At 63.5% G+C, this 23,196-nt stretch carries 22 protein-coding genes and 1 tRNA gene; 16 read left to right on the top strand and 7 right to left on the bottom strand.

Annotated features, from left to right (window positions below):
• Positions 1-104: 104 nt before the first annotated feature.
• On the top strand, positions 105-581 hold the full coding sequence (gene greA / locus BLV45_RS04160) for a transcription elongation factor GreA (protein ID WP_090529314.1): 477 nt from the start codon (positions 105-107) through the stop codon (positions 579-581).
• A 22-nt stretch (positions 582-603) separates the two neighbouring features.
• On the top strand, positions 604-1,116 hold the full coding sequence (locus BLV45_RS04165; protein ID WP_090531087.1) for a DUF4149 domain-containing protein: 513 nt from the start codon (positions 604-606) through the stop codon (positions 1,114-1,116).
• 98 nt (positions 1,117-1,214) lie between these two features.
• Here the strand turns inward: BLV45_RS04165 and BLV45_RS04170 are convergent, their stop codons facing one another.
• Positions 1,215-1,745, bottom strand: a complete 531-nt coding sequence (locus BLV45_RS04170) for a YhbY family RNA-binding protein (protein WP_090529317.1) — start codon at positions 1,743-1,745, stop codon at positions 1,215-1,217.
• A gap of 186 nt (positions 1,746-1,931) precedes the next feature.
• Between BLV45_RS04170 and BLV45_RS04175 the strand changes: the two genes are divergently transcribed.
• The 11 genes from BLV45_RS04175 (at position 1,932) to phoR (ending at position 14,197) form a co-directional block, all read left to right on the top strand.
• Positions 1,932-2,594, top strand: a complete 663-nt coding sequence (locus BLV45_RS04175) for an RlmE family RNA methyltransferase (RefSeq protein WP_090529320.1) — start codon at positions 1,932-1,934, stop codon at positions 2,592-2,594.
• A 191-nt stretch (positions 2,595-2,785) separates the two neighbouring features.
• Positions 2,786-4,669 (top strand): ATP-dependent zinc metalloprotease FtsH, encoded by a 1,884-nt coding sequence (gene ftsH / locus BLV45_RS04180; RefSeq protein ID WP_090529323.1) that lies wholly within the window; start codon positions 2,786-2,788, stop codon positions 4,667-4,669.
• A 106-nt stretch (positions 4,670-4,775) separates the two neighbouring features.
• Positions 4,776-5,648, top strand: a complete 873-nt coding sequence (gene folP / locus BLV45_RS04185; RefSeq protein ID WP_407670943.1) for a dihydropteroate synthase — start codon at positions 4,776-4,778, stop codon at positions 5,646-5,648.
• A 38-nt stretch (positions 5,649-5,686) separates the two neighbouring features.
• Positions 5,687-7,045, top strand: coding sequence for a phosphoglucosamine mutase (gene glmM, locus BLV45_RS04190; RefSeq protein ID WP_090529325.1), 1,359 nt, complete (start codon positions 5,687-5,689; stop codon positions 7,043-7,045).
• A gap of 270 nt (positions 7,046-7,315) precedes the next feature.
• Positions 7,316-8,347 carry a phosphate ABC transporter substrate-binding protein PstS gene (gene pstS, locus BLV45_RS04195; protein WP_090529328.1) on the top strand — a complete coding sequence of 344 codons (1,032 nt, stop codon included), beginning with the start codon at positions 7,316-7,318 and terminating at the stop codon, positions 8,345-8,347.
• Between the two features lie 118 nt (positions 8,348-8,465).
• Entirely contained in the window at positions 8,466-9,494 is a 1,029-nt protein-coding gene (pstC, locus tag BLV45_RS04200) for a phosphate ABC transporter permease PstC (protein ID WP_090529331.1), read from the top strand.
• On the top strand, positions 9,491-10,384 hold the full coding sequence (gene pstA, locus BLV45_RS04205; RefSeq protein WP_090529334.1) for a phosphate ABC transporter permease PstA: 894 nt from the start codon (positions 9,491-9,493) through the stop codon (positions 10,382-10,384). Before pstC ends, pstA begins: the two co-directional genes overlap by 4 nt.
• A 22-nt stretch (positions 10,385-10,406) precedes the next feature.
• Positions 10,407-11,255: a phosphate ABC transporter ATP-binding protein PstB gene (gene pstB, locus BLV45_RS04210; protein ID WP_090529337.1), complete on the top strand. Its 849-nt coding sequence runs from the start codon at positions 10,407-10,409 to the stop codon at positions 11,253-11,255.
• Positions 11,256-11,339: 84 nt separating this feature from the next.
• Positions 11,340-12,044: a phosphate signaling complex protein PhoU gene (gene phoU, locus BLV45_RS04215; RefSeq protein WP_090529340.1), complete on the top strand. Its 705-nt coding sequence runs from the start codon at positions 11,340-11,342 to the stop codon at positions 12,042-12,044.
• Positions 12,045-12,071: 27 nt separating this feature from the next.
• Positions 12,072-12,773 carry a phosphate regulon transcriptional regulator PhoB gene (gene phoB / locus BLV45_RS04220; RefSeq protein WP_090529343.1) on the top strand — a complete coding sequence of 234 codons (702 nt, stop codon included), beginning with the start codon at positions 12,072-12,074 and terminating at the stop codon, positions 12,771-12,773.
• A 110-nt stretch (positions 12,774-12,883) separates the two neighbouring features.
• Positions 12,884-14,197: a phosphate regulon sensor histidine kinase PhoR gene (gene phoR / locus BLV45_RS04225; protein WP_090529346.1), complete on the top strand. Its 1,314-nt coding sequence runs from the start codon at positions 12,884-12,886 to the stop codon at positions 14,195-14,197.
• A 51-nt stretch (positions 14,198-14,248) separates the two neighbouring features.
• On the opposite strand, the gene ppk1 is transcribed toward phoR, so the two are convergent.
• Positions 14,249-16,312 (bottom strand): polyphosphate kinase 1, encoded by a 2,064-nt coding sequence (gene ppk1, locus BLV45_RS04230; protein WP_090529349.1) that lies wholly within the window; start codon positions 16,310-16,312, stop codon positions 14,249-14,251.
• Positions 16,313-16,518: 206 nt separating this feature from the next.
• Here ppk1 and ppx point away from each other — a divergent pair, with 206 nt between their 5' ends.
• A complete protein-coding gene (ppx, locus tag BLV45_RS04235; protein ID WP_407670944.1) occupies positions 16,519-18,099 on the top strand; it encodes an exopolyphosphatase in 1,581 nt (526 codons plus the stop codon).
• A 60-nt stretch (positions 18,100-18,159) separates the two neighbouring features.
• On the opposite strand, the gene BLV45_RS04240 is transcribed toward ppx, so the two are convergent.
• Positions 18,160-18,978, bottom strand: a complete 819-nt coding sequence (locus BLV45_RS04240; RefSeq protein ID WP_090529352.1) for a GNAT family N-acetyltransferase — start codon at positions 18,976-18,978, stop codon at positions 18,160-18,162.
• Between the two features lie 129 nt (positions 18,979-19,107).
• A complete protein-coding gene (gene sixA / locus BLV45_RS04245) occupies positions 19,108-19,566 on the bottom strand; it encodes a phosphohistidine phosphatase SixA (RefSeq protein ID WP_090529355.1) in 459 nt (152 codons plus the stop codon).
• Positions 19,567-19,784: 218 nt separating this feature from the next.
• On the opposite strand from sixA, the gene BLV45_RS04250 reads away from it, so the two are divergent.
• Positions 19,785-19,861, top strand: a tRNA-Pro gene (locus BLV45_RS04250).
• 449 nt (positions 19,862-20,310) lie between these two features.
• Here the strand turns inward: BLV45_RS04250 and BLV45_RS27400 are convergent.
• Entirely contained in the window at positions 20,311-20,484 is a 174-nt protein-coding gene (locus BLV45_RS27400) for a hypothetical protein (protein ID WP_176954059.1), read from the bottom strand.
• Between the two features lie 181 nt (positions 20,485-20,665).
• Here BLV45_RS27400 and BLV45_RS04255 point away from each other — a divergent pair, with 181 nt between their 5' ends.
• Positions 20,666-20,851 carry a hypothetical protein gene (locus BLV45_RS04255; protein WP_090529358.1) on the top strand — a complete coding sequence of 62 codons (186 nt, stop codon included), beginning with the start codon at positions 20,666-20,668 and terminating at the stop codon, positions 20,849-20,851.
• Positions 20,852-20,886: 35 nt separating this feature from the next.
• Here BLV45_RS04255 and BLV45_RS04260 read toward each other — a convergent pair whose 3' ends face one another.
• Positions 20,887-22,203 carry an MATE family efflux transporter gene (locus BLV45_RS04260; protein ID WP_245753144.1) on the bottom strand — a complete coding sequence of 439 codons (1,317 nt, stop codon included), beginning with the start codon at positions 22,201-22,203 and terminating at the stop codon, positions 20,887-20,889.
• Between the two features lie 140 nt (positions 22,204-22,343).
• Complete coding sequence (locus BLV45_RS04265; RefSeq protein WP_090529364.1) at positions 22,344-22,652, bottom strand: DUF2288 domain-containing protein; 309 nt, start codon at positions 22,650-22,652, stop codon at positions 22,344-22,346.
• Positions 22,653-23,196 lie beyond the last annotated feature (544 nt).

The following is a 23,196-nucleotide window of genomic DNA, read 5'->3' on the forward strand; positions in this document are numbered from 1 at the left end:
AGCGGCGTCCCATAAGGCACTGGCCCCAGTTCCGGCCAGGTTCCTCCGGGATGCACTTAACCGCGGCGATTTTTTTACGGCTGTTTTTTGCACATGAGTTGTTTATGAGCACAATTCCATTGACGAAGCGCGGCGCGGAAATGTTGCGCGATGAACTGCAGCGCCTGAAATCGGTTGAACGTCCGGCGGTCATTAATTCGATCGCTGAAGCGCGTGCCCAGGGCGATCTGTCGGAAAACGCGGAGTACGACGCTGCAAAAGAAAAGCAGGGCTTTATTGAAGGCCGCATCGCGGAGATCGAGTCGAAACTCGCCGGCGCACAGGTGATCGATCCGGCTGTGGTCGAGGCGGATGGCCGCGTGGTATTTGGCGCGACCGTCGAACTCGAAGACCTGGATTCGGGCGCCGCGGTCACTTATCAGATCGTCGGTGACGACGAGGCTGATATCGACCATGGCCTCATCTCGATCAGCTCGCCGATCGCGCGGGCGTTGATCGGCAAGTCGGAGGGCGACGTCGCGTCGGTGCAGGCCCCGAGCGGCGTGCGCGAGTACGAGATCATCGTGATCCGCTACGTTTGACGAAGGGAACACCGTGTCCCTGATACCTCATCGTGTGTTCCGGCTGCTGACCGTCGTGTGGGTCGGCAGCCTGTTCACGACGGGTTACGCCGTCGCGCCCGTGCTGTTCACGTCGCTTTCGCGGATGTCGGCGGGATCGGTCGCGGCGCAGCTGTTTCGCATCGAGGCGGTGTTGGGCGCGGTGTGCGGCGTGTTGCTGCTCGCGCTCGGCAATGTGCTCGTGCGTCGCGGAGAGAACGCGTACCGGCGGCTTCGCTGGTTGACGGCCGGGATGCTGCTTTGCGTGCTGGTGGGTTATTTCGCGCTGCAGCCGTTCATGGATGCATGGCGCATGGCGGCACTGGAAGCCGGCACGGATGTCGGGCATTCCGCGTATGCCGCGCGCTTCGGCATATTGCACGGCGTGTCGACCCTGTTTTACGTGGTCGAGAGCCTGCTTGGTCTTGCGCTTGTGTGGATGTTGCCGGTCGGCGTGTGCGCCCCGGCAGCGCTGGCCGCGCGCCGTGACGCGGATGCGGGCAAGGTCACGGGCTGAAATTCGCGGGCTGAAGCGGGCTCAAATTCACGCCCGTTCCAGGTCGCCGTCCATTTCGGCAATCGCGCGCGCGGCGTGCCGCGCGCGGATCCGCCTGATTACTTCGACGTCTGGTGTTGACGCTTTGCGCTGGTCTGGCGCTTCTTGGCGCGCTTGATATTGCCGCCCTGCGTGACGCGTTCGTTCCCGCGCACCAGAACCGCCTTCGTCTTCGGCTTGCGCATCGGGATTTCGGAAGGCTTGACCACCTTCACCACGCGCGGCGCGCGGCCCTTGCCCGGCTTGGCTTCTTCGGCGGCGGCTTCGCGGGCGCTTGGCAGCGCACCACGTTTCGCCTTCACGGCCGGCTGGGCCGATTCCGGCTTCCAGATCACCAGTAGCTTGCCGATGTGCTGGATCGGCGCGGCGTTCAGCCGGTCGCAGATCTGTTCGTAGATCGCGAGCCGTTCTTCGCGTTCGTCGCCGAATACCCGGATCTTGATCAACTGGTGCGCCTTCAGGTGAACCTTGATCTCGGTCAGGACGGCATCGGTCAGCCCTTCGGCGCCGACGAGCACGACCGGTTTGAGCGCGTGAGCCTGGGAGCGCAATTCGGCGCGTTGGTCGGAGGAGACTTTGAGGGCGGGCATGTGAAGTGGGAGACTCGACTAAAATGACGGCGCCCGCAGCCCCGATTGTCTCGGCTTTCGCGTAGGACTACCCGTCGTCAGAACAACATGGAAGCGCGAACACGGCTCAACGAGCGGCGGTCGCGCGAATTAAACGCGTATTATCCGCTAAAAGCGCGACATCACGCAGCAAGAGATCATCGTTTAATGGCAAAAAACAAGTTCAACACGTCGTGGCTGCACGATCATATCAACGACCCGTACGTGAAAATGGCGCAGCGGGAGGGTTATCGCGCCCGCGCGGCCTACAAGCTCAAGGAAATCGACGAGCAGGACAAGCTGATCCGCCCCGGCCAGGTCATCGTCGATCTCGGCTCGGCGCCGGGCAGCTGGAGCCAGTACGCGCGCAACAAGCTCGCGAAGGGCGCCAGGCGCGACGACGAGCGCCAGGGCGGCATCGACGGCACGATCATCGCGCTCGATCTGCTGCCGATGGAGCCCGTGGCCGATGTCCACTTCATTCAGGGCGACTTTCGCGAGGACAGCGTGCTCGCGCAACTCGAGGAAATGGTGGGCGCGCGCCAGGTCGACCTTGTAATTTCGGATATGGCGCCCAACCTGTCAGGTGTGGCGCTGGCGGACGCCGCGCGGATCGAGCATGTGTGCGACCTCGCGCTGGAATTCTCCCAGAACCACCTGAAGGCAGATGGCGCCCTTTTAGTCAAATGCTTTCACGGCAGTGGTTACAGCCAGATTGTTGAAAAGTTCAAGCAGCAGTTTAAAACCGTGGCTGCCCGCAAACCGAAGGCGTCCCGCGATAAATCGTCCGAAACGTTTATTTTGGGCAGGCATCTGAAGCGACCGAACTGATCGCCGGAATGGGAGTGAAGCGCGAAAGCGCGGCATGTTCCGATGGCTGGAAGCCGCCGCTGGCGTAGCGCGACGCGCTATTTTCGCGGTAGTGAATGGTTATGGCAGGGGTCTGCGGACTGGATTAGAATGCCTTTAGTGGTGCCGCAAGGCAAATGTAGGCGCCCGTCTATGAGTGAAGGAGTGGTGCTTTGAACAACAATATGTTTTCGAAGGCAGCAGTGTGGCTGGTTATCGCACTGGTGCTGTTTACGGTGTTCAAGCAGTTCGACAAGCCCCGTGTCCAGGAAGGCGTTTCCTATTCGCAGTTCATGGACGACGCGAAGAGCGGCAAGGTCAAGAACGTCATTGTCCAGGGGCGGAACCTCACGGTCACTCCAGCAGACGGCCAGAAGTACCAGATCGTGTCGCCAGGCGACATCTGGATGGTCGGCGATCTGATGAAGTATGGTGTTCAGGTCAGCGGCAAGGCTGATGAAGAACCGAACGCGCTTGTCTCGGCGCTGTATTACCTCGGGCCCACGATTCTCATCATCGGGTTCTGGTTCTACATGATGCGACAGATGCAGGGCGGCGGGAAAGGCGGTGCCTTCTCGTTCGGCAAATCCCGCGCGCGTCTGATCGACGAGAACAACAACGCCATCAATTTCACCGACGTCGCCGGTTGCGACGAAGCCAAGGAAGAAGTCTCCGAACTCGTCGATTTCCTGCGCGATCCGCAGAAATTCCAGAAGCTGGGCGGCCGCATTCCTCGCGGCGTGCTGCTCGTCGGCCCGCCGGGCACGGGTAAGACGCTGCTCGCGCGCGCCATTGCTGGCGAGGCGAAGGTGCCGTTCTTCAGCATTTCGGGTTCCGACTTCGTCGAAATGTTCGTCGGCGTGGGCGCGGCCCGCGTGCGCGACATGTTCGAACAGGCGAAGAAGCACGCACCGTGCATCGTGTTCATCGACGAAATCGACGCGGTCGGTCGCCATCGCGGCGCCGGCATGGGCGGCGGTAACGACGAACGCGAACAGACGCTGAACCAGATGCTCGTCGAGATGGACGGCTTCGAAGCGAATTCCGGCGTGATCGTGATCGCAGCAACGAACCGTTCGGACGTGCTCGACAAGGCGCTGCTGCGTCCGGGCCGTTTCGACCGTCAGGTGTATGTCGGCTTGCCGGACATTCGCGGTCGCGAACACATCATGAAGGTTCACCTGCGCAAGGTGCCGATTTCGAACGATGTCGACGCAGCGGTCATCGCGCGCGGCACGCCGGGCTTCTCGGGCGCCGATCTCGCGAACCTCGTGAACGAAGCGGCGCTCTTTGCCGCGCGTCGCGGCAAGCGCATCGTCGAGATGAACGACTTCGAGGACGCGAAAGACAAGATCTTCATGGGTCCGGAGCGCAAGTCGGCGGTGATTCGCGAAGACGCGAAGCGCGCCACGGCGTATCACGAGTCGGGTCACGCGGTGATCGCCAAGCTGCTGCCGAAGGCCGATCCGGTACACAAGGTCACGATCATCCCGCGCGGCCGTGCGCTGGGCGTCACGTGGCAATTGCCCGAGCACGACAACGAAACGTACTCGAAGGATTACCTGCTCGACCGTCTGGCCATCCTGTTCGGCGGCCGTGTCGCCGAAGAGCTGTTCCTGAACCTGATCAGCACCGGCGCATCGGACGACTTCAACAAGGCAACCGCCACCGCGCGCGCCATGGTCGCGCGTTTCGGGATGACGGACGCGCTCGGGCCGATGGTCTACGTCGATGACGAAAACGACGCGTCGCCGTTTGGTCGCGGCTTCACGCGCACCATTTCGGAAGCGACGCAGCAGAAGGTCGATGCTGAAATCCGCCGCGTGCTGGACGAGCAGTACAACCTCGCGAAGCGCCTGCTCGACGAAAACCGTGACAAGGTCGAAGCGATGACCGCCGCGCTGATGGAGTGGGAAACGATCGACGCCGATCAGATCAACGACATCATGGCGGGCCGTCCGCCGCGCTCGCCGAAGAACTCGCCGCCGCCGGCAAGCGACGCTTCGGGCGGCAGCACGGGCACCGAAGTCAAGCCGGGCGCCACGGCGCCGGCGTGATCGGAGCCGCAACGGGCTACGGGCCGATGTGATTTCACATCGGCCCGTTTTGCATTCTCTTTCCCTTCCTGAACCGTTTCCCGCAGTGTCGAACGCCGATCTTCTGATGCATGCCTTACCTGAACCGATGCAATGTGGCCGGTTCACGTTGTCCTTCGAACGCCCGCTGGTCATGGGCATTCTGAATGTCACGCCCGATTCGTTTTCCGACGGTGGGCTCTTCGCCGCCCAGGCCGACGCGCTGCGCCAGGCCGAGCGGATGCTGCTCGACGGGGCGGACATCATCGACATCGGCGGCGAATCCACGCGCCCGGGCGCGCCGCCCGTGCCGCTCGATGAAGAACTCGAACGCGTGATTCCGCTGATCGAGCGCCTCCGCGGCGCGAATGTGCCGCTGTCGATCGATACATACAAGCCGGAGGTCATGCGCCACGCATTGGCGGCCGGCGCGGACCTGATCAACGACATCTGGGGCTTCCGTATGCCTGGCGCGATCGACGCCGTGCGCGACAGCGCGTGCGGCCTGTGCGTGATGCATATGCTCGGCGAGCCACAGACCATGCAGACCGGCGAGCCGGTCTATGACGACGTCGTTCGCGAGGTACGCGAGTTTCTCGAAGAGCGGGTTGGCGCGCTGACGGCAGCGGGCGTCGCGAAGGCGCGGATCAGCGTCGATCCGGGTTTCGGTTTCGGGAAATCGGTCGTTGAACACAATTACGCGCTGCTGGCGCGCCTGCGCGATACGGCGCCACGCAGTGAGCGTGAGGCGCCGTATCCGGTTCTCGCCGGCATGTCGCGCAAGTCGATGCTGGGCGCCGTCATCGGGCGTCCCGCGCCTGAGCGTGGCGCGGCAAGCATCGCGGCGGCTGTCTGCGCCGCGGAGCGGGGCGCGGCGATCATCCGCGTACACGACGTCGCCCAGACCGTCGACGCGCTGAAAGTATGGTCGGCGCTGCGCGACGCCGTACGTCGCAACTAACAACGCAACACATCGGTACGAAGAGAGGGCATCTGGCAATGGCACGTCGCTATTTTGGGACTGACGGTATTCGGGGCAAGGTCGGCGACGCGCCGATCACGCCGGACTTTGTATTGCGCCTCGGCTACGCGGCCGGCAAGGTGCTGGCCGGCGCGGACCGCTGGGCGAAAACGGGCACGCGGCCCACCGTGCTGATCGGCAAGGACACGCGCGTTTCGGGCTACATGCTCGAGGCGGCGCTGGAGGCGGGTTTTTCGGCGGCGGGTGTCGACGTGATGCTGGCCGGCCCGATGCCGACGCCCGGCATCGCGTATCTGACGCGGGCGCTGCGTCTGGCGGCGGGCGTGGTGATCAGCGCGTCGCACAATCCGTACTACGACAACGGCATCAAGTTTTTCTCCGCCGACGGCAACAAGTTGCCGGACGAAGTCGAATCGCAGATCGAAGAGCAGCTGAACCAGCCGCTCGACTGCGCGGCTTCGGAGCAGCTCGGCAAGGCGCGCCGGCTGGATGACGCGGCCGGCCGCTACATCGAGTTCTGCAAGAGCACGTTCCCGGCGGCGTACGACCTGCGCGGCATGAAGCTCGTCATCGACTGCGCACACGGCGCGGCCTATGACGTCGCGCCGCACGTGTTCCACGAACTCGGCGCCGACGTGATCCCGATCGGCGTCGCGCCGAACGGCTTCAACATCAACGACGGCGTCGGCGCCACCGCGCCGGACGCGCTCGTGCGCGCCGTGCGGGCCAATCGCGCGGATCTCGGGATCGCGCTCGACGGCGACGCGGACCGCCTGCAGATCGTCGATTCGTCGGGCCGTCTCTATAACGGCGACGAACTGCTGTACGTGCTGGTTCAGGACCGGATCGCGACCGATGGCAAGGTCGAAGGCGCGGTCGGCACGCTGATGACCAATCTTGCCATCGAGGTCGCGCTGAAGCGAACGGGCGTCAAATTCGTGCGCGCGGCGGTCGGCGACCGCTACGTGCTGGAGCAGTTGCGCGAGCACGGCTGGCAGCTCGGCGCGGAAGGATCGGGACACATCCTTTCGCTGGACCGCCATTCGACCGGCGACGGCATCGTCTCGGCGCTGCTCGTGCTGGCCGCGATGCAACGCAGCGGCAAGACACTCGCCGAACTGCTCGACGGCGTGACGCTGTTCCCGCAGAAGCTGATCAACGTCCGGATGAAGCCCGATGCCGACTGGAAGGGCAATGAAGCGATCCAGCAAGCCATCCGGGCCGCCGAAGGCGCGCTGGACGGTAGCGGCCGCGTGCTGATCCGTGCTTCCGGCACGGAGCCGGTGCTGCGCGTGATGGTCGAGGCACGCCACGAGCGTGATGCGGCGCAGCATGCCGAAGCGATCGCGAACGTCGTGAAGCAGGCGACAGCGTAAAGCGGTTTCGTCAGACCGGTTCCGGCAAGGGGCGCCCCTTGCCGGGGCCATCATTGCGCGGCTCAACCCGGCCCCAAATCGCGCCGCTGCATGCCGCGCGTCACATTTGCCGCTGCCGAAGTGGCCCAGACCCCGCCACAGCCCCACCCAGCGTGCCTTTCATTCGAGTAATCGCACTGTCACATACGTTTCACGTAGCGTCACGTTACTGTCACAAAGAGACCCTATCCTTCGCGGTGTTGTGTAATCCGCTCACACTCTGGAGGTCTCATGAAATTGATGCACACCGCGTTTGCTGGCATGGCTGGCGCGCTCTTCGCGATTGCAGCGCACGCCACCGACATCACCGGCGCGGGCAGCACGTTTGCAGCACCGATCTACACGAAGTGGGCCGACGCCTACGCCAAAACGGGCGGCGGCAAGGTCAATTATCAGGGTATCGGTTCGTCGGGCGGCATCAAGCAGATCGTTGCGAAGACGGTCGATTTCGCCGGCTCGGACGCCCCGCTGAAGGACGACGAACTCGCGAAGGACGGTCTGTTCCAGTTCCCGACGGTAGTCGGCGGCGTGGTGCCGGTCGTGAACATTCCGGGCGTGAAGCCGGCTGAACTGACGCTGTCGGGCGAAGTGCTCGGCGACATCTATCTCGGCAAGATCAAGAAGTGGAACGACCCGGCGATCGCCGCGCTGAACCCGAAGGCGAAGCTGCCGGATACCGACATCGCCGTGGTTCGCCGCGCCGATGGTTCGGGCACCAGCTTCATCTGGACGAACTACCTGTCGAAGGTCAACGCGGACTGGAAGGCGAAGGTCGGCGAAGGTTCGACGGTCAACTGGCCGACGGGCACGGGCGGCAAGGGCAACGACGGCGTCGCGGCTTTCGTGCAACGTCTGCCGGGCGCAATCGGCTACGTGGAATGGGCGTACGCGAAGCAGAACCACATGACGTACGTCGGCCTGAAGAACTCGTCGGGTACGGTGGTCGAGCCGAAGACGGAGACGTTCAAGGCAGCGGCAGCCGGCGCGGACTGGTCGAAGTCGTTCTACCAGATCCTGACGGACGAGCCGGGCAAGAACGCATGGCCGATCGTCGGCGCAACGTTCGTGCTTCTGCACACCACGCAGGACAAGGCGCCGCAAGGCACGGAAACGCTGAAGTTCTTCGACTGGGCGTTCAAGAACGGCAATCAGGCTGCGAGCGATCTGGACTACATCTCGCTGCCGGAATCGGTCGTGTCGGAAATCCGCTCGCAATGGAAGGCGAAAATCAAGGACGCTTCGGGCAAGACGCTCGCGGATTAAACTGTATCGTCTGACGATGTTCCCGCCTGGCCTCGTGTGAGGCCAGGCGGTTTTGCGGTACCGGCTGTGGCGGCATCGTGCCACGCGGCTTCAGGAATCACAGGCTCCCAAGGCTGACATGTCCGACCTTCCCATCGCGTCCAACCCGGCGTCCGGCACGCCCCGGGCCAGCGCGCCCCGTTCGAATCCGCCTGGCAGCGAGGCGCAGCAGAAAGCGCCCAGTCGCGCCGGCGACATCATTTTTGGCGGTCTCACGCGTGCGGCCGCTATCGTTACCTTATTGCTGCTCGGTGGCATTATCGTGTCGCTGATCGTGGCCTCGATGCCCACGATCCAGAAATTCGGCCTGAGCTTTCTCTGGACCTCCGAGTGGGATCCCCCAAGCGACAAGTTCGGCGCGCTCGTGCCGATCTACGGCACGATCGCCACGTCGATCATCGCGCTGATTATCGCGGTGCCGGTGAGCTTCGGCATCGCGCTGTTCCTGACTGAGCTCTCGCCCGCATGGCTGCGCCGGCCGCTCGGCATCGCGATCGAACTGCTCGCCGCGATTCCGTCGATTGTGTATGGCATGTGGGGTCTGCTGATTTTCTCGCCGATCTTCGCCGAGTATTTTGAAAAGCCGCTCGGCCATCTGCTGGGCGGCATCCCGTTTATTGGCGCGCTCTTCAGCGGCCCGCCGATTGGCATCGGCATCCTGTGTGCCGGCGTGATTCTCGCGATCATGATCATTCCGTACATCGCCTCGGTGATGCGCGACGTGTTCGAGGTCACGCCCGTGCTGCTGAAGGAATCGGCGTACGGCATCGGCTGCACCACGTGGGAAGTGATGTGGAAGATCGTGCTGCCGTTCACGAAGAGCGGGGTGATCGGCGGCGTGATGCTCGGCCTCGGTCGCGCGCTGGGCGAAACGATGGCCGTCACGTTCGTGATCGGCAACACCAATCTGCTCGATAACGTGTCGCTCTTTTCGCCGGGCAACAGCATCACCTCCGCGCTCGCCAACGAGTTCGCCGAAGCGAGCCCGGGTCTGCATACGTCGGCGCTGATGGAACTTGGCCTGATCCTGTTCGTGATCACGTTCATCGTGCTGGCGATCTCGAAGCTCATGCTGCTTCGCCTCGAAAAAGCGGAGGGCGCGAAATGAGCCAGCCCATGAACATGCCCGGCTCGACCGATAGCGCCACGCTCGAAGCGATGCGCAACCGCCTGCAGCGGCGTCGCCGCGCGACCAATGCGGTCGCGCTGACGCTGTCGCTCGCCGCGATGGCGTTCGGCCTGCTGTGGCTGATCTGGATTCTGTATACGACACTGCATCTGGGCGTCGGCGGCCTGTCGGTGGAGCTGTTCACGCAGTCGACCCCGCCGCCGAATACCGATGGCGGCGGTCTCGCGAACGCGATCGTCGGCAGCCTGATGCTGGTGCTGCTCGCCACGTTCATCGGCACGCCGATCGGCATCCTGGCGGGCGTCTATCTCGCGGAATACGGCCAGAAGCGCTGGCTGGCGAGCGTCACGCGCTTCATCAACGACATCCTGCTGTCGGCGCCTTCGATTGTCGTCGGCCTCTTCGTGTACGCGCTGATGGTCGCGAAACTCGGGCACTTCAGCGGCTGGGCGGGCGTGGTTGCGCTTGCGCTGCTGCAGATTCCGATCGTGATCCGCACGACCGAAAACATGCTGAAGCTGGTGCCGAACGCGCTGCGCGAAGCCGCTTTCGCACTCGGCACGCCGAAGTGGAAGATGGTGATGTCGATCACGCTGAAGGCGTCGATCGCGGGCATCGTGACGGGCGTGCTGCTGGGCGTCGCGCGGATTGCCGGCGAAACGGCGCCGCTCCTCTTCACGGCGCTTTCGAACCAGTTCTTTACGTGGAACATGAACCAGCCGGTCGCCAACCTGCCCGTCACGATCTTCAAGTTCGCGATGAGCCCGTTTGCGCAATGGCAATCGCTCGCATGGGCGGGTGTGTTCCTGATCACGCTCGGGGTGCTCGGTCTGAACATCCTCGCGCGCACGATCTTCTCGAACAAGTAATGAGTTACGGCGGAGTCATCCGATGAACATGGCAGAAAGTCACCTCAACACGGCCGCGCGTCCCGCGGCGCCCGCCGGCTCCGGTCCCGTGGAGGGCGACGGCGCGCTCGCGCCCGCCGCGCCGAAGATCGAGGTCAACGACCTGAACTTCTTCTACGGCAAGTATCACGCGCTGAAGAACATCAACCTGCGCATTCCCGAAGGCAAGGTGACCGCGTTCATCGGCCCGTCGGGCTGCGGCAAGTCCACGCTGCTGCGCACGTTCAACAAGATGTTCGCGCTCTATCCGGAGCAGCACGCGGAAGGCGAAATCCTGATGGACGGCGAAAACCTGCTCACGTCCAAACGCGACATTTCGCTGTTGCGCGCGCGCATCGGCATGGTGTTCCAGAAGCCGACGCCGTTTCCGATGTCGATTTACGACAACATCGCGTTCGGCGTGAAAATGTTCGAGACGCTGTCGCGCCCGGAAATGGACGACCGCGTGGAATGGGCGCTGACGAAAGCCGCGCTGTGGAACGAAGTGAAGGACAAGCTCGGCCAGAGCGGCTACGGTCTGTCCGGCGGCCAGCAGCAGCGCCTGTGCATTGCGCGCGGGATCGCGATCCGTCCGGAAGTGCTGCTGCTCGACGAACCGTGCTCGGCGCTCGATCCGATTTCGACGGGCCGTATCGAAGAGCTGATCGCGGAACTGAAGAGCGACTACACGGTAGTGATCGTCACCCACAACATGCAGCAGGCCGCGCGTTGTTCGGACTACACTGCTTATATGTACCTTGGTGAGCTGATCGAATTCGGCGACACCGAACGGATTTTCATCAAGCCGGTCCGCAAGGAAACGGAAGACTACATTACCGGCCGCTTCGGCTGATCGCGCGGCACACGCCGCCGCACGGCGAACACAAGCGAAGCACAAGAGCGCAAGAGCGCGATGCACGCGCACCAGGAGCACGACATGTCCGACAAACACCTTTCCAGCCAGTTCGACGCCGATCTGAATCTCGTTTCATCGAAGGTGCTCGAAATGGGCGGCCTTGTTGAATCGCAGATCGTGAAGGCGATGGAAGCGCTGAACAACTTCGACCTCGATATCGCCGAGCAGGTGATTACCGCCGAAGAGCGTCTGAACAAGATGGAAGTCGATATCGACGAGGAATGCAGCAACATCATCGCGCGCCGCCAGCCGGCCGCGCGTGACCTGCGTCTCCTGATCGCGATCTCGAAGACCATCACGAATCTCGAACGCGCCGGCGACGAAGCCGAGAAGATCGCGAAGCGCACCAAGCGTCTGATGGAAGACGGCGCGTCGCGCACGATCAACATCGCCGAAATCAAGCTGTCGGGCGAAATGGCCGTGACGATCCTGCGCCGCGCGCTCGATGCGTTCGCGCGTCTCGACACGGTCGCCGCCGCGCAGATCGTGCGCGACGACAAGGCGATCGACGAGGAATTCCGCGCGTTCGTGCGCAAGCTGATTTCGTACATGACGGAAGATCCGCGCTCGATTTCGGTCGGCCTCGATTTCCTGTTCATCGCGAAGGCGATCGAGCGGATCGGCGACCACGCGAAGAACATCGCCGAGTTCATCATTTACATCGTGAAGGGCACGGACGTGCGACACCAGTCGCGCGACGCGCTCGAACGCGAAGCGCTTAGCTAACCCCGTCACAAGGATACTGAGGTGCCGATGCCCAGCAGCATTCTCGTCATCGAGGACGAGCCCGCTATTTCCGAACTGATTTCGGTGAATCTCCAGCACGCGGGACATTGTCCGATCCGCGCGTACAACGCCGAGCAGGCGCAGAACCTGATCAGCGACGTGCTGCCCGATCTCGTCCTGCTCGACTGGATGTTGCCGGGCAAGTCGGGCATCGCGTTTGCCCGCGACCTGCGCAACAACGAGCGCACGAAGCACATTCCGATCATCATGCTGACCGCGCGCGGCGACGAGCAGGACAAGGTACACGGCCTCGAAATCGGCGCCGACGACTACGTGACCAAGCCGTTTTCGCCGAAGGAATTGATGGCGCGGATCAAGGCCGTGCTGCGCCGCCGCGCGCCGCAGCTGACCGAGGATCTCGTCGCGATCAACGGCCTGAAGCTCGATCCGGCAACACATCGCGTGGCCGCGCACGCCGAGGGCAGCGAGATCAAGCTCGACCTCGGCCCGACCGAATTCCGTCTGCTGCATTTTTTCATGACGCATCCGGAGCGCGTGCATAGCCGCACACAGCTGCTCGATCAGGTGTGGGGCGATCACGTGTTCGTCGAGGAACGCACGGTCGACGTACACATCAAGCGCCTGCGTGCGGCACTGAAGCCGGCCGGGTGCGATGCTATGATTGAAACGGTACGCGGCAGCGGCTACCGGCTGGCGAAAAGCGCCTGACGGTCGCGCGTAACCCGCAACATCGCTGCAACATCGGGAACACCGGCAATCACGTGCGGCGCTGCGAGGGTTGCGTCGCGGCGTCTGAATTTCTCTTCGATCGGTAGACCATGAACGTCATCTGGGCGCGCTCCATCGTGTCGCTCGTGTTGCTCGCGATCGCATGTGCGGGCGTTGGCATGCTCGTGAACGTCAAGGCGGCGTTGATCCTCGCGATCGTCATGCTCGCCGCGCAAACGTGCTTCAGCACGTTCCACAAGCAGCGTCTGTGGCGTCTGCTCGACGCGCCGGTGTATGGCGAGGTGCCGAGTGCGCCAGGCGTCTGGGGCGAAATCTACTACCGGCTGCACAAGCTCGCGAAGCGCTGGCATGCGCAGGTGCGCCAGGTCGAGCAGCAGCATTCGCGTTTTATCCAGGCCATCCAGGCGTCGCCGAACGGCGTCGCGATGCTCGACGATCACGATCAGATCGAGTGGTGCAACGCGATCTCGGAAGTGCATTTCGGTCTCGACGCGAAACGCGACCTGCGTCAGCACATCACGCATCTCGTGCGTCAGCCGGACTTCGTCAAATACCTGAATTCGCATCTCTACGAAGAGATGCTGATCATGCGCGGCATGGGCGAGAAGCGTCAGAACGTGCTTTCCGTGCAGGTGTTTCCGTACGGCGAGAATCGCAAGCTCGTGCTGTCGCAGGACATCACCGAACTCGAACGCACCGACGCGATGCGGCGCGACTTCGTCGCGAACGTTTCGCACGAACTGAAAACGCCGCTTACCGTGCTGTCGGGTTTTCTCGAGACGGTGCGCGAGTTGCCGCTCCCGGAGTCGGAGCGCATGCGGTATCTGGAACTGATGGAGCAGCAGGCGTTGCGCATGCGGCACATCGTGAGCGACCTGCTGGTGCTGGCCACGCTCGAAGGGGACAGCAAGCCGCCCAGCGAGCAGATGGTCGACATGCGCGCGGTGATCCGTCACGTGCAGGACGACGCGGAAAACCTGTCGGGCAAGCGGCACGTCATCACGTTTGATATCGACGAAGGGCTGACGGTGACGGGCGTCGAAACCGAAATCCTGAGCGCGCTCGGCAATCTCGTCACGAACGCGATTCACTACACGCCGGATGGCGGCAGGATCCACGTCGACTGGCGGGCGAACGGCGGCAGCGCGGTGTTTTCCGTCACCGACAGCGGCCCGGGTATTCCGGCGACGGATATTCCGCGCCTGACGGAGCGGTTCTATCGCGTCGATCGCAGCCGCTCGCGCGACACAGGCGGCACGGGACTCGGGCTTGCCATCGTCAAGCACGTGCTGCAACGGCACGACGCGCAGCTGGAAGTGAAAAGCGAAGTGGGGCGCGGCAGCACCTTCACGGTGCGCTTCCCGGCGTCGCGCACGGCTCGGCGGCAGCCCGCGCCGGCCTGAGCCGCGGGCGCGAGCCCGGCGGCACCGGAGCGGCGCCGCGTGCCAGTTACCTTATGAACAGAAGCGCGCGAGCAGGCCCATCTGCGCGTTTCGCGACGATTTCCCGGGACGACGGCGACGGTAGTGGCCGTCGCTTTGCATCAGCCACGCGGCCTGGTTGTCGCCGAGAAGCGCCGACAGGCCTTCTGCGATCACGCGCCGTTTCAGGCGCCGGTTGTTGACCGGAAACGCCACTTCGACGCGACGGAAGAAGTTGCGATCCATCCAGTCCGCGCTCGACAGATAGACCTGCTCCTCGCCGTCCGCATAGAAGTAGTAGATGCGGTGATGTTCGAGAAAACGTCCGACGATCGAGCGCACCGTGATGTTCTCCGACAGCCCCGGCACGCCCGGCTGCAACGAGCAGACGCCGCGCACGATCAGGTCGATTTTCACGCCCGCGCGCGACGCCTCGTACAGCTCCGTGATGACCGTCGGTTCCAGCAGCGCATTCATCTTCGCGACGATGCGCGCCTTGCGGCCCGCGCGCGCATGATCGGCTTCGGCGCGGATCGCCTCCACGAGCTTCGGATGCAGCGTGAACGGCGATTGCCACAACTCGTGCAGCTTCAGTTCGCCGCCGATGCCCGTCAGTTGCTGGAACACGTGATGCACGTCCTCGCAGATTTTCTGGTCGGCGGTCATCAGGCCGAAGTCGGTATACAGCCGGGCCGTGCGCGGATGATAGTTGCCGGTGCCGAGGTGGGCGTAGCGCTTGAGCGTCGACTTGCCGTTCACCGAGACGCGCCGCACGATCAGCATCATCTTCGCGTGGCACTTGTGGCCGACCACGCCATACACGACGTGCGCGCCCACCGCTTCGAGCTGCGACGCCCAGTTGATGTTCGTCTCTTCGTCGAAGCGCGCGAGCAGCTCGACGACCACCGTCACTTCCTTGCCGTTGCGCGCGGCCTGCATGAGCGCGTCCATCAGCGGCGAATCGGTGCCGGTGCGGTAGATCGTCTGCTTGATCGCGACGACGTTGGGATCTTTCGCCGCCTGCAGCAGCAGTTCGAGCACCGGCTGGAAGCTCTCGTACGGATGATGCAGCAGCACGTCGCCCTGATCGATCACGTCGAAGAGGCTCGCGCTGTTGGCAACCTGCTTCGGAATGGCGGGAATGTGCGGCACGAACTTGAGATCGGGCCGGTCCACCATCTCGGGCAACTGCATGAGCCGCACGAGATTGACCGGGCCGTCGACGAAATAGCAGTCTTTCGCGGAGAGTCCGCTTTCGTCGAGCAGGCGCTGCGCGAGATGCGCCGGCGTTTCCGCCGACACTTCGAGGCGCACCGCGTTGCCGAGATGTCGCGCGGGCAGTTCGCCCTGCAGCGCGACTCGCAGATTGGTGATTTCGTCTTCGTCGACGAAGAGCTCGCTGTTGCGCGTGATCCGGAACTGGTTGCAGCTGCGCACGATGAGACTCGGGAACAGTTCGTTCACGAAACGTTGCAGGAGCGAACTCAGCAGCACGAAGCCATGCGGATAGCCCGACAGTTCCCGCGGCATGCGCACGAGCCGCGGCAGCGCGCGTGGCGCCTGCACGATGCCCATCATCGCCTGGCGGCCGAACGCATCCTTGCCTTCCAGCTCGACGACGAAATTCAGGCTCTTGTTCAGCACGCGCGGAAACGGATGCGCGGGATCGAGGCCGATCGGCGTCAAAACCGGCAGCAGTTCGTCGAAGAAGTAATTGCGCGCCCATTCGGTCTGCGCTTCGTTCCACGCTTCGGTGCCGTGGAAATAGATGCCTTCTTCCTCGAGGGCGGTGAGCACGGTGTCGTGCAGCATCGTGTACTGGCGATGCACGAGTTTCTGCGCGCGCTCGACCACGAGGTCGTATACGTGCTGCAGCGACATGCCGTCGGGCGAGAGCGCGCCCGGGTTGTCGCGCATCTGCTCATGGAGACCCGCCATCCGGACCTCGAAGAATTCATCGAGGTTGCTGCTGGTGATACAGATAAAGCGCAGGCGTTCCAGCAGCGGCACGGCGGGGTCCGCGGCTTGCGCCAGAACTCGCTCGTTGAAACCTAGAATGCCCAGTTCGCGATTCAGAAGAGGGTAGCGGATGGACATCGGCAGCGAGAATGGATGATTGTCAGTTAGTAACTCGAAAGGACGCTCGGAAATTCTCACAGTATGATGACGTTCTCATGACATTCACGAATGTCATGAATATTACGCCGTATCGGCTGCCTGTCGTGAATTCGACCCAGTGTATATGGGACCATGGCGCACCCACAACCGCGAGGGGTGACATCGTGAGGACCAGTACGCTTAAAATGATGTCTTTGAACAGTGCGGCAGCCAGCATGGACGCCGCACTCGCGCGCATGGAGTCCGCCCAATCGATGGTCAATACGCCGCAACTCCTCGCCGCCGTGGACATGGGCTCGAACAGCTTCCGTCTGATCGTGGGTCGTGTCGAGGAAACCGAAGCAGGCAGCCAGATCTACCAGGTCGACGCATTGCGCGAATCCGTGCGGCTCGCCGCCGGCCTGTCCCGCGACAAGATGCTCGACCGCGCGTCGCAGGTACGCGGCTGGGACGCACTGAAGCGTTTCGGCGAACGCCTGCGCGATTTTCATCCCGACCACGTTCGGGCGGTCGCCACCAACACGCTGCGCATCGCGAAGAACGCGGACGAATTCCTGGTCGAGGCCGAAGCCGCGCTCGGGTTTCCCATCGAAGTGATCGCCGGGCGCGAGGAGGCGCGGCTCATCTATGCCGGCGCAGCACACTCCGTGCCCGCGAACGCGGGGCAGCGGCTGGTGGTGGACATCGGCGGCGGCTCGACGGAATTCATCATCGGCTTGCACTACACGCCGATCCGCATGGAGAGCCTGTACATCGGATGCGTGAGCCATAGCCGCACGTTTTTTCCCGCGGGCAATGTCGACGATTACACGATGCGTCAGGCCGAACTCGCCGCGAGACGTGAAATCCAGATCATCTCGAGCAACTACAAGCAGACCGGCTGGGACCAGGCGATCGGCTCGTCGGGCACGGCGCGCGCGCTGGCCGAACTTGTCGAGGCAAACAATTTCAACGACCCAGGCGTCACGCATGGCATTTCGCGCGGCGGCCTCGAAAAGCTCAAGCGCGCGCTGATCAAGGCGGAAAACGTCAACCGGCTGAAGCTCGTCGCGCTGAAGGCCGACCGTGTTCCGGTGCTGGCGGGCGGTCTGTCGATCATGATCGCGGTGTTCGACGAACTGGGCATCGATTACGTCGACACGACCGACGGCGCATTGCGTCTCGGCGTGCTGTACGACCTGCTGGGGCGCTCGCAGCACGAAGACATGCGCACGGTCACGGCCGAGGGCTTCATGCGGCGCTATGGCGTCGATCGTGCGCAGGCGGGGCGTATTGGCGAACTCGCCGTGCGTTTTTACGACCAGCTTCAGGAAGACGATGCCGAGCGCCGTGCGGAGAACCGCATGTTTCTCGGCTGGGCCGCCGCGCTGCATGAAATCGGACTGTCGATCTCACACAGCGCGTATCACAAGCATTCCGCGTATATCGCGAGCAACGCGGACATGCCCGGTTTTTCGCGCACCGACCAGGCGCGGCTCGCCGCGCTCGTGCTTGGTCACGCGGGCAAGCTCGGCAAGCTGTCGCAGACGCGTGAAGTGGAGTGGCCGCTGCTGTTCTGCCTGCGGCTCGCGTCGCTGCTGTGCCGCCGACGCGCCGACGTCGGGCTGCCCGCCATTTTCGTCACGCAGGCGAACGGTGGATACGAGGTGCGCCTGCCGGGCGAGTGGGTCGCGAACAATCCGCTGACCGACTACAGCCTGATTCAGGAAGCCGCGGAGTGGGAGAAGGTCGGAATTCCGTATCGCGTCGTTTATACGGGCGATTGAACCGCGCGACGCGCGCCCCGTCACGGCGGGGCGCGTCGCTTCAACGCAGGAAACCGGCGCTCAGCGCGACAGCATGTCGCCGAGAAAATGCTTCGCGTAACGCGCGTTGATGTTCGACAGACGGAAGAGCGTGAGGAAGTCAGCCGTGTTGAAGTCAGGATCCCACGCCGGCGCGCCGCAGATTTTCGCGCCAAGACGCAGATAGCCCTTGACGAGCGGCGGCGGTGCAACGTCGACACCCGTCTGCAGTTCGTCCACCGGCAGCGGCGTGTGCGGGAACGCGCGATACTCGGGCGCGGTCAGCGCACTGTCGCGCAGCGAAACATACAGGTTCGACGCGTAATGTCCGCCGTCCGCCATCGACACGCTCGCGCAGCCGAGCATCGTCTCGTAGCCGTTCTGCATCATGTACGCGGCGAGTCCACCCCACAGCGACATGATGACCGAGCCGCTGCGGTAATCGGGGTGTACGCACGAGCGACCCACTTCGACCATCTTCGAGCGCAGATGCGTGAGGCGCGACACATCGAATTCGCTTTCCGCGTAGAGGCGGCCGATGCGCGCGGCCTGGTGCGGCGGCAGCACGCGATAGGTGCCCACCACTTTCAGCGTGTCGAGATCGCGTACCAGCAGATGATCGCAATACGAATCGAACGAGTCGACGTCGAGGCCGGCGGGGCCGGAGAGACGCGCACCCATTTCGTCGGCGAACACGCGGTAGCGCAGACGCTGTGCCTCACGGAGTTCTTCGTCGGTCCTGGCCCAGGTGACACGCAGGCGATGCTGCGCGGTGACGGTTTCTTCGGCGCGCGGCAGACGGCGGCGCGGTTCGGACAGGATCGAAGCGAAAGGCAGGGTCGGCGTCGGCAGTTCTCGCATGGGGCGTTCCTGGTGAAAAAGGATGAGTCCGTTTTTCCGCCAATGTAGTAACGCCGGGTGACGCTCGCATGGCAATGCGATGACGATTCGATGACGTGCCGTAAGCACGTCGCGTGGAGATTGTAGGGATCAGAGCAGATCCGGGCTCATCACGGCGCGCAGGACGACCTGTTCGTCGCCGTCGCGCCCGCGGTTCGTGAGCCACCAGAGGCCGGCTTTCTTCACCGGCCAGCTCGATGCGTTACCGGAGAGCAGCAGCGCCGCCACCTGGCCGAGCGTCGGTTGATGACCGACGATCACGACGGTCGGCGCGACGCCCCCGGGCCAGCCGGCGGCAGCGAGCACGTCGCTGGCGCGTGCGCCCGGCGCGAGTTCGCGCACGACGCGATACTGGTCCGTCAACGGCTCGACGGTTTGTATCGTGCGCACGGCGGGGCTGACGAGAATCACGGCGTCGTCGTCGAGGCGCGCGCGCAGCCATTTCGCCATGCCTTGCGCCTGCTTGCGGCCGCGGACGGTGAGTTGCCGCGCGAGATCGCTCGATGCGGTGTCTTCGGCTTCGGCGTGTCGCCAGAGGATGAGGTTCATCGTCGTCTCCTTGTGGACCAGGGTTCGCGCGTTACTCTGGTTTCATGCAAGCATTGCTGTCTTGAGGTGATGCGCATGGACAGGTACATGCGCGTCGGCGTGGGACTTGTCGCGACTGTCGCACGTTCGCGAGGCACGCGGCAAGACGAACGTTCACGGAGTCCGGCTGGATTAAAGATTGACGGGGTATCGGCGCCCAGATAGAATCTCGGATTCGTCGGAGCGTAGCGCAGCCTGGTAGCGCATCTGATTTGGGATCAGAGGGTCGAAGGTTCGAATCCTTTCGCTCCGACCACGAATAGCAGCAGGCAAGCATCAAGCAAAAACCCGCGTCGCCGTCAGGCTTCGCGGGTTTTTTGCTTTTGTGGCGCGAGCGCTTTGACGTGATGGTCTGCTGACTGCCTCGCTGGGCCTGCGCACCGCCGCCCAGATTCTGCCCATCGACGCTGGATGACGTGGGTCCGTGGATCGTCAGACGGCCGCATTTCCTGCACGAGCCGGTAACAAAAAACAAGCGTTAACCCTGATCTATCCGGAAGAGCGCATAAGTGCAGGGACGTGGAGCGAGAAGATACTGACTCGCGAAAATCCGGCGAAAAAGGACGAACGCATAGCCGGTTTGAACTGACATGCGCCAGTTGGACCGCGCAGCAACGCACACGCGCCAGACACGCAGGCGCGCGCACTGCCAGTGAGAAGAATCGACGCGCGCGGAAGAAACCCTTCCGCGCGACTAGCCGAAACTCAACGCCTGTGATGCAGCCGGTCGAACACGTGATGTCCGGCGAGCCAGTGATGCAGCATCCCTTCGCCGCCGTGTTCGCGCCGGTAGTTTCTCGATTCGAAGACCGATAGCGCGACCAGCACGAGCAGCCCGATGGCGAGGCCGATCAGCCCCGCGATTGATTCAGCGTCCATGGCAGCCTCCTTTGACGATTGCAGCCATATGTACATGGTAGGTCAGTCATCGCGAAGCGGGGAGTCATTGTGCGCTGCACGCTTCGCCGTCAGCGAAAACGCGTTGCAGGTAGACTGTCGGACGCACTTCAACGACGCACCGTATGGACGCGTCTCACGTTTCCCCAGTTTTCGAGAGTCCATGAATCGCACCATCCTGATCGCCCTGCTGTTGTCCGCCCTGACCGGTTGCATGAGCGACCCCGGCGACCATCACAAGACGCCGCCCAAAGATCCACAGGACTACCACGGCGTGCCGACCGACGACCGGCCGCCGGCGATGCTCGACGCACCCGCTCCATCCAGCGTTCCCGCTGCGCCGAAGTAAGCGCAGCCCGCGCTGTTTAACGCAGCCGCGCCGCGTTAAACAGCGCGCGCGGGCGCGATGCCCGCGGCCACGCGCGGCAGGTAGCGCAGCAACGTCGCGCCGCGCGCGAGCATGAAAATGAGCAACGCAATCCACAGGCCGTGATTGCCGTACGGACCCATCAGCGCCCACGATGCGGCCACGAACACGGTCAGCGATGCCGCCATCGCTTTCATCAGTTCATGCGTGCGCGTCGCGCCGATGAACACGCCGTCGAGCAGAAAACCCCACACCGAGATCACCGGCGATAACGCGGCCCACGGCAGATACGTTTCCGCCGCGCTGCGCACGGCCGGCTGGTCGGTCAGGCACTCGATCATCCACGCACCGCCCATCCAGTACGCGAGCGAAAAGCCGAGCGCGCCGAGTGTCGACCACAGCATCGTCACCTTGACGGCCTGGCGGAACGCGCCGCGCTCGCGCGCGCCGATCGCCGCGCCGACGAGCGCTTCGGCCGCGTGTGCGAAGCCGTCGAGCCCGTACGCCATGAACGTCTGGAAGTTGAGCAGCAGCGCGTTGGCGGCGAGCGTCGTGTCGCCCTGGCGCGCGCCGAGATGCGCGAACCAGCCGAACGCGCCAAGCAGGCACAGCGTGCGCACGAAGATGTCGCGATTGATCGCGACGAGCCGCCTGAGGGCCGTCGCATCGACGAGCGACGCGCGATCGGGCGCGGGCAGTCCGCGCGGGCGCAGATGCCACAGGAGCGCGGCGCCGAGTACGAAGCCGAGCGCATCGGCGGTGGCCGTCGCGGCGCCGATCCCGGCGATGCCCCAGCCGAACCCATAGACAAAGAGCAGGACGGCGACGATGTTCACCGCGTTGATGAACACCTGCGTGAGGAGCGCGAGGCGCACGCGCTGTGTGCCGAGCAGCCAGCCGAGCACCACGTAGTTCGCGAGCGCGAGCGGCGCCGCCCAGATGCGCGCATGGCAATACACGCGCGCATGCAGCTGGACCGCTTCGCTGCCACCGATCGCACGCAACGTATAGCCGATCAGCGGCACCTGCAGCGCAAGCACCGCGGCGCCGATCACGAACGCGAGCATCAGCGCGCGAATGACGTTCATCCTCAGGCCCGCCGCGTCGTTCGCGCCGAACGACTGCGCGACGAGCCCGGTCGTGCCCATCCGCAGGAAGCCGAAACCCCAGAACACGAAGCTGAAGAAGAGCCCGCCGAGCGCGACACCACCGAGATACGACGCGCTCTCCAGATGACCGGCGACCGCCGTGTCGACCGCGCCGAGGATCGGCTGCGTCAGATTCGCAATGACGATCGGAAAAGCAAGCGTGAGAACGCGGCGGTGCCAGTGCACAGGAACGGCTTCGGCTGCTCCGTCGGCCGCAGTAGCTTCGGCGTTAGCGGTGGTGGCATCGGGCTGCGCCGGCGCTGGCGATGCGCCGTCCGGCGTCGCATCGCCAGCGCGATGCGTGCCGCGCGTGCGCTCCGTGCCGTTCAACCGCGCTCCTGCACGCACACCCACGGCGAGACGACGACCGCCCACAGGTCCGGGTCGCGGGTGGCGAAATCAGCGGCCGTTTCGGCCTGCACGCGCTCCACGAGGCCCGCTGAGAGCCATTGCGTGACCTGCGCGGTGTCGTCGCTGGCGATGGCTTCGGCGACGCTCACAAGGTCGAGGTCGCGAACCACGCGCAGCAGCATGCCGCGCGCAAAGAACCGTTCGAGTTCGGGCCAGCCGATCTTCGCGGTTTCGGCGAGGAGTTTCAGATAAAGCGGGCTATGGGTTGCGTCAGGGGAAGTCATCGGATATCGGGAAACAGGACAGGCGGCCGACACTATAAACCATCGTCATGGTGCTGCTTTCGCCGCGCACCGTATCGCGGGTCCGGAATTAACACGGGTTTTTATCCGTGATTTAAACAATCCGGATGCCGCCGGCATTTAATCTGATCAAAGCACAATACGCTGAAAATCGTAGTTCATACGATTGCATTGAGCCATTAAATCAATGGAAGAGTGCGCTTGCGCACCAAGGTTCAATCCGGCAGGTTATCGCAAAATAAATGGCGTGCGCCGCTTTTTGCAGTGCTTTTTCAGGCCTCCTGAACGCGCCGGGTCGAACCGCGTAGAAGCAGGAAGCATGCGGCATTCGAGGCATGTCGGTAATCGCCGGAAGGGGGATGAAGACCCCGTTGCGACGCAGCATTCGGGTTAGTTCGGCTTGCTAAATTGAGCGGGCCAGGTTTGCCCTCGCGTCACTCAGTGCGCCGAGTAACACTATTTGCACAATTAATCGATTGCGTCGGTATACGCGCGTTGCTAGATTTCGTTTCGGCGCATGGTGAAC

Source organism: Paraburkholderia sartisoli, assembly GCF_900107685.1.
Classification (GTDB): Bacteria; Pseudomonadota; Gammaproteobacteria; order Burkholderiales; family Burkholderiaceae; genus Paraburkholderia; species Paraburkholderia sartisoli.

Excerpts from the sequence above, each read along its gene's own strand:
- greA (WP_090529314.1), top strand. The coding sequence starts at position 105 with ATGAGCACAATTCCATTGACGAAGCGCGGCGCGGAAATGTTGCGCGAT.
- BLV45_RS04170 (WP_090529317.1), bottom strand. The coding sequence starts at position 1,745 with ATGCCCGCCCTCAAAGTCTCCTCCGACCAACGCGCCGAATTGCGCTCC.
- BLV45_RS04175 (WP_090529320.1), top strand. The coding sequence starts at position 1,932 with ATGGCAAAAAACAAGTTCAACACGTCGTGGCTGCACGATCATATCAAC.
- folP (WP_407670943.1), top strand. The coding sequence starts at position 4,776 with ATGCATGCCTTACCTGAACCGATGCAATGTGGCCGGTTCACGTTGTCC.
- glmM (WP_090529325.1), top strand. The coding sequence starts at position 5,687 with ATGGCACGTCGCTATTTTGGGACTGACGGTATTCGGGGCAAGGTCGGC.
- pstS (WP_090529328.1), top strand. The coding sequence starts at position 7,316 with ATGAAATTGATGCACACCGCGTTTGCTGGCATGGCTGGCGCGCTCTTC.
- pstC (WP_090529331.1), top strand. The coding sequence starts at position 8,466 with ATGTCCGACCTTCCCATCGCGTCCAACCCGGCGTCCGGCACGCCCCGG.
- pstA (WP_090529334.1), top strand. The coding sequence starts at position 9,491 with ATGAGCCAGCCCATGAACATGCCCGGCTCGACCGATAGCGCCACGCTC.
- pstB (WP_090529337.1), top strand. The coding sequence starts at position 10,407 with ATGAACATGGCAGAAAGTCACCTCAACACGGCCGCGCGTCCCGCGGCG.
- phoU (WP_090529340.1), top strand. The coding sequence starts at position 11,340 with ATGTCCGACAAACACCTTTCCAGCCAGTTCGACGCCGATCTGAATCTC.
- phoB (WP_090529343.1), top strand. The coding sequence starts at position 12,072 with ATGCCCAGCAGCATTCTCGTCATCGAGGACGAGCCCGCTATTTCCGAA.
- phoR (WP_090529346.1), top strand. The coding sequence starts at position 12,884 with ATGAACGTCATCTGGGCGCGCTCCATCGTGTCGCTCGTGTTGCTCGCG.
- ppk1 (WP_090529349.1), bottom strand. The coding sequence starts at position 16,312 with ATGTCCATCCGCTACCCTCTTCTGAATCGCGAACTGGGCATTCTAGGT.
- ppx (WP_407670944.1), top strand. The coding sequence starts at position 16,519 with ATGATGTCTTTGAACAGTGCGGCAGCCAGCATGGACGCCGCACTCGCG.
- BLV45_RS04240 (WP_090529352.1), bottom strand. The coding sequence starts at position 18,978 with ATGCGAGAACTGCCGACGCCGACCCTGCCTTTCGCTTCGATCCTGTCC.
- sixA (WP_090529355.1), bottom strand. The coding sequence starts at position 19,566 with ATGAACCTCATCCTCTGGCGACACGCCGAAGCCGAAGACACCGCATCG.
- BLV45_RS27400 (WP_176954059.1), bottom strand. The coding sequence starts at position 20,484 with ATGGACGCTGAATCAATCGCGGGGCTGATCGGCCTCGCCATCGGGCTG.
- BLV45_RS04255 (WP_090529358.1), top strand. The coding sequence starts at position 20,666 with ATGAATCGCACCATCCTGATCGCCCTGCTGTTGTCCGCCCTGACCGGT.
- BLV45_RS04265 (WP_090529364.1), bottom strand. The coding sequence starts at position 22,652 with ATGACTTCCCCTGACGCAACCCATAGCCCGCTTTATCTGAAACTCCTC.